This window comes from Synechococcus sp. LA31, from assembly GCF_018502385.1.
Classification (GTDB): Bacteria; Cyanobacteriota; Cyanobacteriia; order PCC-6307; family Cyanobiaceae; genus Vulcanococcus.
In genome coordinates this window covers 717,727-730,665 of sequence record NZ_CP075523.1, presented here as the reverse complement: position 1 = coordinate 730,665, position 12,939 = coordinate 717,727, and the positions used below count along the sequence as shown (strand labels likewise).

11 protein-coding genes are annotated in these 12,939 nt (G+C 61.2%); 2 read left to right on the top strand and 9 right to left on the bottom strand.

Annotated elements, in window-relative coordinates; all coding sequences use genetic code 11:
- The first annotated feature begins 122 nt into the window (after positions 1 to 122).
- Positions 123 to 806: a ribulose-phosphate 3-epimerase gene (rpe, locus tag KJJ24_RS03900; RefSeq protein ID WP_214341298.1), complete on the top strand. Its 684-nt coding sequence runs from the start codon at positions 123 to 125 to the stop codon at positions 804 to 806.
- A gap of 100 nt (positions 807 to 906) precedes the next feature.
- On the opposite strand, the gene ccsB is transcribed toward rpe, so the two are convergent.
- The 8 genes from ccsB to KJJ24_RS03860 all read right to left on the bottom strand — a co-directional run bounded on the left by ccsB (position 907) and on the right by KJJ24_RS03860 (position 10,172).
- Positions 907 to 1,827, bottom strand: coding sequence for a c-type cytochrome biogenesis protein CcsB (gene ccsB / locus KJJ24_RS03895; protein WP_214343271.1), 921 nt, complete (start codon positions 1,825 to 1,827; stop codon positions 907 to 909).
- Positions 1,828 to 1,891: 64 nt separating this feature from the next.
- Complete coding sequence (locus KJJ24_RS03890) at positions 1,892 to 3,019, bottom strand: LptF/LptG family permease (RefSeq protein ID WP_214343269.1); 1,128 nt, start codon at positions 3,017 to 3,019, stop codon at positions 1,892 to 1,894.
- A gap of 77 nt (positions 3,020 to 3,096) precedes the next feature.
- Complete coding sequence (gene lptB, locus KJJ24_RS03885) at positions 3,097 to 3,825, bottom strand: LPS export ABC transporter ATP-binding protein (RefSeq protein ID WP_214341295.1); 729 nt, start codon at positions 3,823 to 3,825, stop codon at positions 3,097 to 3,099.
- Positions 3,822 to 4,163 (bottom strand): hypothetical protein, encoded by a 342-nt coding sequence (locus KJJ24_RS03880; RefSeq protein WP_371811771.1) that lies wholly within the window; start codon positions 4,161 to 4,163, stop codon positions 3,822 to 3,824. The genes lptB and KJJ24_RS03880 overlap by 4 nt, the downstream gene beginning before the upstream one ends.
- 298 nt (positions 4,164 to 4,461) lie before the next feature.
- Positions 4,462 to 4,821 carry a DUF309 domain-containing protein gene (locus KJJ24_RS03875; RefSeq protein ID WP_214341288.1) on the bottom strand — a complete coding sequence of 120 codons (360 nt, stop codon included), beginning with the start codon at positions 4,819 to 4,821 and terminating at the stop codon, positions 4,462 to 4,464.
- A gap of 42 nt (positions 4,822 to 4,863) precedes the next feature.
- The gene (gene typA / locus KJJ24_RS03870; protein ID WP_214341285.1) at positions 4,864 to 6,672 is read right to left on the bottom strand and encodes a translational GTPase TypA; all 1,809 of its coding nucleotides are present in this window, start codon (positions 6,670 to 6,672) and stop codon (positions 4,864 to 4,866) included.
- A 210-nt stretch (positions 6,673 to 6,882) separates the two neighbouring features.
- Entirely contained in the window at positions 6,883 to 9,414 is a 2,532-nt protein-coding gene (locus tag KJJ24_RS03865) for a U32 family peptidase (RefSeq protein ID WP_214341283.1), read from the bottom strand.
- Positions 9,414 to 10,172, bottom strand: a complete 759-nt coding sequence (locus KJJ24_RS03860) for a D-alanyl-D-alanine carboxypeptidase family protein (RefSeq protein ID WP_214341281.1) — start codon at positions 10,170 to 10,172, stop codon at positions 9,414 to 9,416. The genes KJJ24_RS03865 and KJJ24_RS03860 overlap by 1 nt, the downstream gene beginning before the upstream one ends.
- Before the next feature lie 122 nt (positions 10,173 to 10,294).
- On the opposite strand from KJJ24_RS03860, the gene chlP reads away from it, so the two are divergent.
- Positions 10,295 to 11,677 carry a geranylgeranyl reductase gene (gene chlP / locus KJJ24_RS03855; RefSeq protein WP_214341278.1) on the top strand — a complete coding sequence of 461 codons (1,383 nt, stop codon included), beginning with the start codon at positions 10,295 to 10,297 and terminating at the stop codon, positions 11,675 to 11,677.
- Positions 11,678 to 11,767: 90 nt separating this feature from the next.
- On the opposite strand, the gene KJJ24_RS03850 is transcribed toward chlP, so the two are convergent.
- Positions 11,768 to 12,889 (bottom strand): fatty acid desaturase, encoded by a 1,122-nt coding sequence (locus tag KJJ24_RS03850; RefSeq protein ID WP_250544904.1) that lies wholly within the window; start codon positions 12,887 to 12,889, stop codon positions 11,768 to 11,770.
- Between the last annotated feature and the right edge of the window lie 50 nt (positions 12,890 to 12,939).

Here is a 12,939-nt window from a genome sequence, read left to right as displayed (position 1 = left end):
GCTCGAAGCGCCGCCAACTGTATCAGTGCTTCCCCGGTGATCCCTCGCGAATCGATCGGGCCTTGAAAGGCTGTTGGAAGGTGCATTCCTACAATCGTGCTCCCCACGCCTCACGCCTTGCCATGAGCACCAAACCCCTGGTGATCTCACCGTCGATCCTGTCGGCTGACTTCTCACGCCTCGGTGATGACGTGCGTGCGGTTGACCAGGCCGGTGCCGACTGGATTCACGTGGACGTGATGGATGGCCGGTTCGTGCCCAACATCACCATCGGCCCCCTGATCGTTGAGGCCCTGCGCCCGGTGACCCAGAAGCCTCTGGATGTGCACCTGATGATCGTGGAGCCCGAGAAATACGTGGCCGATTTCGCCAAGGCCGGAGCCGACATCATTTCTGTGCAAGTGGAAGCCTGCACCCACCTGCACCGCAACCTTGGTCAGATCAAAGATCTGGGCAAGAAGGCCGGCGCCGTGCTGAACCCTGGCACCCCGATCGACACGCTCGAGTACTGCCTTGAGCTGTGCGACCTGGTGTTGGTGATGAGCGTGAACCCCGGCTTCGGCGGTCAGAGCTTCATCGAGAGCCAAGTTCAGAAGATCCGCGACCTGCGCCGCATGTGTGACGAGCGCGGCCTCGACCCGTGGATCGAGGTGGATGGCGGCATCAAGGCCGCGAACGCCTGGCAGGTGATTGAAGCCGGCGCCAACGCGATCGTGAGCGGCTCTGGTGTGTTCAACCAGCCCAGTTACGCCGATGCAATCACCGGCATCCGCAATAGCAAGCGCCCGGTGGCTGTCGCCGCCTGATCGATCTCGCTCGTGGACAGGCCTGCGCCGCAGGCCACAGCAACAAAACCCCGAATCCATGCTGCTTGCATCGATTCGGGGTTTTTCGTTGTTATGGACATCAAGCGCTCAGAAACCAGCCGTAGCTATGCAAGCCGATGCCGAGCAGATTCACGCCGATGTAGCAGACGCAAATCACAACCAAGCCAGCCACCGCCACGAGAGCCGGTTTACGACCCTGCCAGCCACGGCTGAGACGGGTGTGCAAGTAGGCGGCGTAGACGAGCCAGCAGATCAACGCCCAGGTTTCTTTGGGATCCCAACTCCACCAGCTACCCCAGGCTTCATTCGCCCACACAGCACCGCTCACGATGCCGATTGAAAGGAGCAAGAAGCCCACGGTGATCGTGCGGTAGCTGAGGCTGTCCAGTTGCTCGCTGAGCGAAAGGCTGGCGCTGCTGAGTTGCAAACTGCCAGCGGAGCCCGCATTGGTGGCCAGGCTGGCTTGGCGAAAGGCGCCGCTACCGATCGAACTGCTGCGCAGCTCAAGCTGTTGGCCGCGATCGGTGAACAGCACCGCGAGCGACACCAGCGAGCCCACCAACAGGGCCGCATAGCTCACCATGATCACGCTCACATGCATCACCAGCCAGCTGGAACGCAGAGCCGGCACCAGAGGAGCGGCTTGTTGCAGCTGATCCGGCAGGGCGAAGCTGGCAAAGGCCACACAACCCAAGCCCATGGGAGTGGCCGCCGCTGCAACGATGGGCGAGGGAAAGCTGCGCTCCACCAAGAGCTGGGTGAGGGTGCAGGCCCAGGCCAGGAAGCAAAGGGATTCGTAAAGGTTGCTGATCGGGAAGTGGCCCGACTGCCACCAACGCAACACCAGTTGAGCCGTCAGCGCCAGGTTGGCAGCGGCCACCATCCAACGCACAGCCTGGCTCCCCTGGCCGGAGCCACTCACGCTCCAGAACGCCAGAGGTAAAGCGATCAACAGCAAGGCGAAGGCGCCAAGGCCAAGGGCAAGAACCGGATCGGTCACGAACGCTGCGGAGGGGGGCAAGGGAAAGGCAGAACCGTGGGGCCAGTCTGCCGCGAGGATTGCGTCAGCGACTGGCCTGGCGCAACAGAACCAAACCACCGCTCAAGCCGATCAGCACCGGCATCCAGGCAGCAAAGAAGGGAAGCAGAGTGCCCTTGATCCCCAGTGAGCTGAAGATGAACGACATCAGGTAGTAGCCGAAAATCAGCAACACACTGATTCCGAAGCCCTGACTACGGCTCGTGCGGGCGTTGGGACGCACCCCAAGGCTGCTGCCGATCAAACCGAAGACCAGGCAGATCGCAGGGAACGCAAATTTCTCCTGAATCCGCACACGCAGACGCCTGGCCTCTTTGCGATCGCCGGCCTGCTCCAGCAAACGCTCGGCACGCCAAGCCTGGGCAACGGTCATTTGAGCTGCGTCACTGGGCAACTTGCCGACATCGAGGGGGGCCTTGGTAAAGGGGTAGTAGTAGCGATCAAAATCGGCTGACGTGGTGCGATTGTTGGCGCTGTCGATATCCACGATGCGGCCATCGCGGAACTCCCACATGCTGCGGGCGTCGTTCCATACGCCGGTTTTGGCAATCAGTAGCTGCTGGTGACCTGCCTTGGTGAAGTCCACCAGCGTGACCTCATACATCTTGCCCTCGCGGAAGCGGCGGGAATAAAACAGCTGAGCCAGATCGTTGTTCGTGCGCTCCTTGCCGTCTTCATCAACGGTGGTGATCTGGGCATAACGGGAATACACCACGTTGTCGCCGCGCTCCGCCGCAATCGAGCGACCGAGTGCCGAATCCAGCGTGTCGGCTGCGGCCACATTGGCGCTTGGAACAATCACATCGTTGAACACGAACGTGAGCAGCGTCATCAATGTGGCCACCACCAGGGCTGGCACCACCATGCGCCAGGTGGGTACACCGATGCTGCGCAAAGCCGTGAGTTCACTGGAACTGGAGAGACGGCTGAACGCCAGCAAGGTGGCCATCAGCGTGGCCATCGGGAACGACAGCACCAAGAAGCCCGGCAGGCGTAAACCGAGCACCTGCATGGCCACCAGTGGAGGCAGTCCAGCCTCGGCCACCTTGCGTACCAACTCGAACACCACCCCCACCGACAGCGACACTGCCGTGAAGGCAGCGACACCAAACAACAGCGGACCGAGCAACTCAGAGGAGAGCCACCGATCCATCAAGGGCAGGCGCTGCCACTGACGCAGCAGCCGCTGGCCAAGGCGCTGCAGGGGCTGAATCGAGAACAGGCCGTCGCTCACAGGCGGAAATCCTCCCCGAGGTAGTGACGACGCACCAACGCATCATTGGCCATCTCGCGTGAGGGGCCACTGGCGAGAATGCTGCCCTCCGTGAGGATGTAAGCGCGATCGGTAATCGCCAGGGTTTCGCGCACGTTGTGATCGGTGATCAGGATGCCCATGCCGCGATCGCGCAACCGGGCGATTAGCCCCTGCAGATCAGCGACCGCCAAGGGATCAACGCCTGCAAAGGGTTCATCAAGCAGCAGATAACGCGGGCCATGGACGCCAACAGCGAGGGCGCGGGCCACCTCGCAGCGCCGGCGCTCACCTCCCGATAATTGAAAACCCCGGCGTTGTACAAAAGGCCTTAGGTGGAAATCATCGACCAACTGCTGCACGCGCTGACGACGTTGGTTCTGAGGTGCACCGCTTTCCTGCAACGCCAGCATCAAGTTGTCGTGAACGCTGAGATTGCGAAACACACTCGCTTCCTGAGGTAGATAGCCGATCCCCAGTCGCGCACGTTCAGGCATCGACAGGGCCGCGACCGACTGCTCATCCATCACCACAGCACCGGAATCAGGCCGGAGCAGGCCTGTCACCAGGTTGAAGGTGGTGGTTTTGCCGGCTCCATTTGGACCGAGCAAACCAACAACCTCGCCGGGATTGAGGTTGAGGCTCACCTGTTTCACCAGCGGCCGCCCTGCGATGGTGAGGGCCACCTGATCAAGCACCAGGCTCATGGCTGAACCGCCGCTGGCTGGCTAGGCAGAGGCTGCGGAGCTGGTTTCTGCTGAATCTTCAGGCGGCTGAACACCTGCTGGCCGCTGGGAGGGATCGCAATCAGCCGCTCGCCATCCACCAGGTAGACCACCCGCTCAGCGCGGATGAGGTTGCCGCCCTCCTGCACGATGTCGACATCACCACTAAGAACCACCCGGTTCTCCTTGCTGAAGTATTGGGCCTGACGCGCCGTGGCCACCACCCGCTCATCGGGATAAACAATGCGCACATTGCCCGTGGCAGTCACCACACCGGTGAGCTGATCAGCGCGCTGTTGGTCAGATTCGATCGTGACCAAGCCGGTGCTGATGCGCGCCGGTTGCTCGGGTTCAGGCTGCGGCGATTCAGGCTCTGCATCAGCTGGGAGCGCAAGCTCAGCCGCTGGCTGAGGGACCGGCCCATCAGAAGGTGCGGCAACTGGAGCTGGGGCTAGATCTGGATCCGATTGCCCCAAGACTGGCCGCTGCACCAATGGGGCAGAGATCAACAGGACTGCGGCAACCAGAGAGGCGTATTTGGGCATGCTGCGCGCTGCGGCGACCCCCGCCCCGGTTGAACTGGATGACGCCATCGTATCGCTCAGTTCGACCGGCCCATCAGGCATCTGCGCAAATCGCCTGAAGCCGGGGTAACGGCAGCTCCTCAGGATCCAGCTCCTGCTGCAGCGCCTGCAAGCGGGAGCGGGCTGCGTCACGCAGGATCTCTAAATCAAGTCCCAGGGCCTCAGGGCCGGCGCTGTGCAAACGACCAAGCCCCTCCCCGAGGAGCACCGTGGCTCCGCGGCGATTACCGCGCTCGAGATGGAGATGGGCCACAGCGATCTGCAGGATTCCCTGGAGCACACGCCTGCAGGGGGATTGGGTTTCATGCCAAAGCTCTTCGAAGCCATCGTGGCAGGCGTACCACTCGCCGGCATTGAAAAGCCTGACGGCCTCCCCGAAGCGGGGATCGACCATCAGGCTGGCTTCCTCAGAGAGAGGCTCGTGCGACAACGGAACTCAGCGGCGGGCCGGCTTTTTCACAGGGAGCTTCCGCAGCCGGATCGATTCGGGTGTCACCTCGAGCATCTCATCGGGGCCGATGTACTCAAGGGCCCTCTCCAGGGTCATCTGCATCGGGGCCTGAAGGGTGTCGAGCTCTTCAGCACCGGCTGAGCGCATGTTGGTGAGCTGCTTGGTCTTGCAGACGTTGAGCTCAAGATCCTGCGGGCGGTTGTTTTCACCCACCAGCATGCCCTTGTACACCTTGGTTCCAGGGGTAATGAAGAACTGGCCGCGATCTTCAGCGTTCTTGAGGGCATAGAAGGTGGCGGTGCCTTCCTCGAAGGCGATCAGCACGCCGTTGCGGCGTGTCTCGAACTCGCCCTGCATCGGGCGGTAATCGAGGAAGGAATGGCTCATGATCCCCTCACCGCGGGTGGCACGGATGAACTCTCCGCGGAAGCCGATCAGGCCGCGGGAGGGAACGACAAACTCCAGCTGCGTACGGCCATCGTTGGTGTTCTCCATGTTCTGCATCTCAGCCTTGCGGATGCCGAGTTTTTCGATGCAGGCGCCTACGGCTTCTTCGGGCACATCGAGCACGAGGGTTTCGAAGGGCTCAGAGGGAGTGCCATCGATGGTGCGGAAAATCACCTGAGGCTGGCTCACCTGAAACTCATAGCCTTCGCGGCGCATGGTTTCGATCAGGATGCCCAAATGGAGTTCGCCACGGCCACTCACTGACCAGCGATCTGGAGAGTCGGTGTCTTCAACCCGAAGCGCCACGTTGGTGAGCAGCTCTTTATTGAGGCGATCACGCACTTGGCGGCTGGTCACGAACTTGCCTTCTTTGCCGGCGAAGGGTGAGTCGTTGACCACAAAGGTCATCTGCAACGTGGGCTCATCCACCTTGATCAAGGGAAGAGCCTTGGGCTCATCCGGGCAGGCGATGGTTTCGCCGATATTCACTTCGTCGAAACCAGCCACAGCCACGAGGTCGCCGGCGCGGGCCTGCTCAATCTCCACGCGCTGGAGACCCTGGAAGCCGAGCAGCTTGCTAATCCGGCCACGCTTCACACTGCCGTCATCACGCAGCAGAGCTACGGGCTGACCGGCCTTGATCGTGCCGTTGTGGATGCGGCCGATCATGATCCGGCCAAGGAAATCGCTGTAATCGAGCGTGGTGACTTGAAGCTGGAGAGGCTTCTCGGGATCGCCCACCGGGGGCGGAACATGGCGCAGGATCGCATCGAACAGCGGACGCATGTTGTCGCTGTCGGTGGCCATATCGGGCTTGGCATAGCCACCCATGCCGCTGCCGAACAGATACGGGAAGTCGCACTGATCGTCGTCAGCACCGAGCTCGAGGAAGAGATCGAGCACTTTGTCCACTGCTTGCTCGGGATCAACGCGAGCACGGTCGATCTTGTTCACAAACACGATTGGACGCAGACCCTTCTCGAGTGCCTTCTTCAGCACAAAACGGGTCTGAGGCATCGGGCCCTCGTTGGCATCAACGATGAGCAGGCAGCCATCCACCATGCCAAGCACGCGCTCCACTTCGCCACCGAAGTCAGCGTGACCAGGTGTATCCACGATGTTGATTCGGATCCCCTCAAAGTCCACCGCGGTGTTCTTGGAAAGGATGGTGATGCCGCGTTCACGCTCCAGGTCGTTGGAGTCCATCACGCAGGTGGGCACCGCCTCGTTGTCTCGGAAAATGCCTGACTGCGCCAACAAGGCATCCACAAGTGTGGTTTTGCCATGGTCAACGTGGGCAATGATTGCAATATTGCGAATCGGGGTTCCCGGATGCTCGCCGCTCATAAATTGGGTGGTGCTGGTTGATCTCAAAAGCGCACGCCGCAGGCGTTGGCGTGGAACGGTGTCTGGAACCCCTGAGCCTGACCGCAGGGCATGAACCACTGCGATCGGAGCTGGACTCTTTTTCAGTAGGTCGGCCTTGCAGCGTGACCCGGAGAATCCCTACGGTGCGTGAAGCAAATCTATCGCAGTGCCTACGAGGAGAGTTAGGGCTCAGCGCCGCTCCGCCAAGGTGCCCCGCGTCACTCCCAGTTTGCTTTCGAGCTGTTCGCGCTGCCATACGGCTCGGCCACTGATCTCTCCACAGATCGCGCGCTGGTAGAGCTCCACACGGCGCACGGTATCGGCGGGGCTGTCGTCGAGAAGTTCGAGCCTTAGGCGCTGCACACCAGCAGCCAGAAACTGAGGCAGGGCTTCAGCAGCCGTTTGCGCACGGCCGTTAAACAGCGTGTTGCGGCAGCCCAGGTCAGCCCGCAGGGGATGCTCAGCGCCGCTGCGATCACGCAAGGTCACGGTGTGCTGTTCACAGGGGCGGCCACAGTCGGTGTGGTCATGACCGTCTGAGAGAAAGGCGCAGAACAGGCAATGCTCCATGTGGAACAGAGGCATGTGCTGGTGCAGGGTGATGTCCACAGCGCCGGGCGGGCAGCCCCGAACCAGGGCCAGCAACTGATCAAGAGCCAGGTCATAGCTGGCTGTAATCCACTCCAACCCCCAGCGCTGGAGCAACCAGCGGGCGCTCAGCGGATTGGCAACATTGAGGGAGAAATCACCGCTGCATGGGGCCTCCGGCGTGAGTCGCTCCAGTTGATCAGCGTTACGCACCAGAAAGCCATCCGGTTGAGCGCGCAGAAGCGGCTCGATGGTCCACGATTCATCCGGTCGCGTGATGCGAGGACCCGCGGCCCAGAGGCCACCGGGCCAGATTCCCCGCCCAAGCTGCACCGCCTGCCGGAGTTGGGCAGGGTGCTCTAGGTCCACGATCACGCGGTGCACCCGCAGCTCCCGCAGAGCCTCGAGTTGCTCAAGGCTGCGCACCAACACGTTGAGCTGAACCGGTTCTGGAGCACAGCTGCGGTCAGGCTGGGCCGCTGCGGCCAGCATCGAGTTCAGCTGCGCAACGGCCATCTCGGCTGAGGGGGCAGCGGGGGCTGGCGTATCCGCCGTGGGTGGGGAACCAGCGGCCTCGGCCAACAGCTCCACCAGGGCACGGCGCATTTGATTGAGCTGGGCGACCGGCAGAAACAACGCGCCCTCCAGCTCAAGCTCCAGCTCCTCCAGTCGCCAAGGCGTTCCACCTAGGCGCCCGAGCTGTTGAAGCAGCCGGTCTCGATCCAAAGAAGAGCCGCGGGCCGGCTCCAACACCTGATCGGAGGCAACTCGCCAGGGACCACCCACCAGGTGGGGCATCGGTGCTGCTTCGAGAATCAGGGGTTGGCCGAGCTGCCCCGTCAGCCGCAGCCGCAGCGGCCGGCGCAGCTCCGGCGCCTCAGACTGGGCCAGCCGCTCCAGCTGCCGCTCCAGCTGTGGATCACTGGTGAGCCAGCAGGGGCTGCCGGGCTTCAAGCCGCGAAGGTCCACGCGGCCTGGCCCGAGCTTCACAGCGACCCTGCCGCGGTGAAGACGATCCACCTGCATCAAACGGCCACCCACTTCGCGTGGGGGCAGCAACGGATCCGCGCTGGCCACCTCAAACACCACGCCATCGCCGCGCTTCAAGGCCTGTGTGGTCTGCAGAACAAGGAGGCCACCCTGCTCAACGGCCTCCACACGACCGAGCCAGGGACCCCGCTTTTTGCTCCAGCGGCCATGCACCAGCTGCCGGTGGTTCACCCCATCCAGCCAGCCATGGCTCAGACCACGCGAAAAGCTGAGCTCCAACTGACGGCGAAGGTGATCAGCATCAATCACGCCATCGCCGCTGCCGGCCAGCCGATCCAAGCCTTGGCGATAGGCGTCGGTTACGGCGGCCACATAGGTGGCGTCCTTCAAGCGCCCTTCGATCTTGAGGCTGGCGATGCCGCACTCTGCCAATTGAGGCAACAGATCCCAGGCGGCGAGGTCTTGCGGCGACATCAGATACCGCTGCTCGCCCAGGTCGCGCTCCTCGCCATCCACGATCAACTGATACGGAAGGCGGCACGCCTGAGCGCACTCACCCCGATTGGCGCTGCGCTGCCCAAGAGCTTCGCTGGTGAGGCATTGACCGGAATAAGCCACACACAAGGCGCCGTGAACGAATACCTCCAACGGCATCTCAAGACCGCGGCGACGCAACTGCGCTTGGATGCGCTGCAGATCGCGCAGGCTCAGCTCACGTGCCAGCACCACACGGCTGCAACCCAGGTCTGCAGCCATCGCCACCCCGGCGGCACTGCTGATCGACATCTGCGTGGAGCCATGCACAGCCAGAGATGGTGTGAGCTCCTGTGCCATCCAGGCGAGGCCGATGTCCTGCACGATCAGGGCATCCACCCCAGCGGCATGGGCCGCCAGCAAAAGCGCCGTGGCCTGCTGCAGCTCAGAGGGAAAGATCAACACATTCACGGCGAGAAACCCCTTCACGCCGCGGCTGTGCAGCCACTGCATCACCTCTGGCAGATCGTCTATGCGGAAGTTTTCGGCCCGCAAGCGGGCATTGAAGTGCTCCACACCGAAATAAACGGCATCAGCCCCGTTGGCGACAGCGGCCTTGAGTGAATCCCAGCAGCCAGCCGGGGCGAGCAATTCAGGTAAGGAAGCCATCAGCGGCCGAGCCGCTGCGCGGCTTCGAACGTTTGAAGCGCCTCAGCAGTGCCTTCAAAACGCCAATGCCAAGGCTCGTAACTCACCCCCTGGGGGTTACCAGCCGGAAACGAAAGTGTGTAGTGATAGCGATTGGCATTGGCCTGCAGCCAGGCAAAGGCTGGTGTGGACTCAAATCGCTCAGAGAGATTGGTTCCAGGGGCACGTCCATCACCGAGATCAACGGCATAACCGGTGCTGTGCTCAGAGAAGCCGGGTGGCGCACTCACCTGTGCACGCTCGAGAGCACTTTGATTGCGCTCCGATTTCACCTCAAAGAAAATCTGCTTCTGCAAATCAATCGATCGATACGCGCTCAGCACGCGTAAATCAATGCCGTCAGCCGCAGCAGCAGCCAGCAGGCGGTCGAGGGCCAAAGCTGCGTCGCGATGGAGCTGAACACCGGGGGCGATGCTCACCAGAGCAGCCGTTTGGGCCTCGCGATAAGGAAAGTGGCCCAGCAGGCGGCCATCCATGCCAACCCGGGCCGACAGCCCCTTCACAGGCGGCGGCGCCAAGAGGCGTCGCAAAGGCTGAGGGAAGACCACAACAAGCGCTGCGCTTGCTAAAGCAACAGATCCAGCCGCCGTGAAAGCAAGGCGCCAACGAGGCTTTCGTTTGAGCGCCGGCGAGATGGTGCGCTGGGCGAGCGGGATGTCATCAGCGCCAGAGCGCCGGGTGTTGCGTGGTGCTGTGGGCAGCCGACTGGCGCTGGGCAAGCAACGACTCCCAAGGCGTCGGGTTGGACCGATGGTAAGGCGATGGCCAGTGCAGGTCAGCAGCTGCCGGTGCAACGGTGTTAGCTTCGGCCCAACATCCTTCTGGCGGAGCGGGTTTCAAGATGTTGCGAGTCGCGGTGGTGGGCGGCGGCCCGAGCGGATCCTGTGCTGCGGAAGTGTTGGCCAAGGCCGGCATCCAAACTTGGATCTTTGAGCGCAAGCTGGATAACGCCAAGCCCTGCGGTGGCGCCATTCCCCTGTGCATGGTGGAAGAGTTCGACCTGCCTGAGTCGATCATCGACCGCAAGGTGCGCAACATGAAGATGATTTCCCCCTCCAACCGAGAGGTGGACATCAATCTCGAGAACGCCGACGAATACATCGGCATGTGCCGGCGTGAGGTGATGGATGCCTTCATGCGCAATCGCGCAGCCGATCTCGGCGCCCATTTGGTGAATGGTCTGGTGACCAAAATTGACACCGGCGCCAACCGCCAGGGTCCTTACACCCTCACCTACTCCGACTACAGCGAAGGTGAGGCCACCGGCACCAGTCAAACCCTGGAAGTGGATCTGATCATTGGCGCCGATGGTGCCAACAGCCGAGTGGCCAAGGCCATGGATGCCGGCGACTACAACGTAGCGATCGCCTTCCAGGAGCGCATCAAGCTTCCGCCGGAGGAGATGAAGTACTACGAAAGCCTGGCCGAAATGTATGTGGGCACCGATGTGTCGCCCGATTTCTATGCCTGGGTGTTCCCGAAATATGACCACGTAGCCGTGGGCACCGGCACCATGCAGGAGAATCAAGCACTGATCAAGAGCCTGCAGGAGGGGATCCGCGAGCGGGCCAAGAAGAGGCTCGTGAATGGTGAAGTGATCAAGGTTGAAGCTCATCCCATCCCCGAGCACCCACGTCCGCGCCGGGTGGTGGGTCGCATGGCTCTCGTGGGTGATGCTGCCGGCTACGTGACCAAGAGCTCAGGCGAAGGCATCTACTTTGCTGCTAAGAGCGGCCGCATGTGCGCTGAACAGATCGTTGAATCCAGCCAGGGCGGCAGCAAAGTGCCCAGCGAAGCTGATCTCAAAAAGTATCTGAAGAAGTGGGACCGCCAGTACGGCGCCACCTACAAAGTGCTGGAGATTCTGCAAAACATCTTCTATCGCAACGATGCCGCGCGCGAAGCGTTTGTGGAAATGTGCGATGACAAGGATGTGCAGCGCCTCACCTTCGACAGCTATCTGTACAAGCGGGTGGTGATGATGAACCCCTGGCAGCAGCTCAAACTCACCCTGCTGACCCTCGGCTCGGTGCTGCGTGGCAACGCTCTGGCACCCCAGGGCTACAAGCCCGTGTCCAGCGCTGTTCGCGATGAAGCCGAGGTGAACGCCATGTTGGCCGTGAGCACCATCAAGGGTGGCATTCGTGTGGGCAAAGGCAAGTCGCCCAAAGCTGGCGATGGCAGCAGCGAAGAACGTGAACCGGCACTGGCTGGCAAGAGCTGATGGTGAGGGGACGCTAGGCCCAACCACGGTGAAACGCTAAAAGCCGCCCTAGGGCGGCTTTTTTGTTGGTTGTTCAGTACCCCATGCTATCTAGGCCTGGGGGAGAGCAACAAGTTCTTGCTGGCTGCTATCCCAGAGAATCAACTTGAAGCAGCGAGGCAGATCACGGAGGCGGAGATACACACAATCGCCAAGAAGATGCTGATTCGCCTGATGGCAGGCCCTCAAGTGGTAATTGGGTATGCGCTCACACAGGTGATGGATACTGTGAAATGCAATATCCGCCGAAAACCAGTTAAGAACGCCTGGAAGAATAAGATTGCTACTGCCCTCCATCGCCCCTTTGAAGTAACTCCATCCCTCCGTAGCTTTCGCATAGGAACCCGGGAAGTTGTGCTGCACGAAGAAGATGCAGATGAAGATAGCCGCTGAGCAGGTCATCACCAGGGCATAGACACTCCAAAACAAACCCATGCCAAGCCAATGGCTCATCCACCACCAGCTCGCCAGAACACAGAGATTATTGGCCAACAGATCAATGAATTCACTTCCCGTATACCAGTGGCTTGATTGAAAGTGATGGGTGCGCTCTTTCAGGCTCAGTAGCCCACGCCATCCTTCCTGCCGAATGTGAGCCAACATCGCCTGAAGCCATTCCCCCACGCCCAAAAGCAGTTGCAGACGCGGGCGGATTACCAAATAGGAAAAGCCACCGGGGAAAAGCATCAGCGGATGCCTCGACCAGCCGTATCTTTGCTGCTGTTGGGGTGAGAGCTGCTGGAATTGTTCCAGGGTGAGCAAGGCGGAGGGGCCGCGATAGCGCTCCCAATTGCCGTTGTGCAAATGGTGAAAGGCGTGGCCTCGCGACCAGGGGTGCTGCGGGATGGCATTCACCACACCCAGAAGGAAGCCGAACAGTCGGTTCAAGGGCTTGCTGCGAAAGAGCGAGCCATGCCCGCAGTCATGCATCAATGAAAAACTGCGGGCCGAAAACAACACGAGCAGTGCCACCACGGGTAAAAGCAACACACTCCGCGGCCCCCATGATCCACAAATCCATGGAAGGCTTGCCCAAAGAAGTGCCATGGGAAGCAGGGTTGACAGCAGCTGCCATAACGCCAGTGCGTTGCTGGAGCGCCGAAAGGGTGCTAGCGAAAAATCGCCGCGGTTTTTAAGTTTTGGATGTTGCAAGCTAATGGCAAACCTGATCACCAGGTGCGATGCATCACCTGCTCAGCCCTCACCCTAGAGGCCAGCGACGA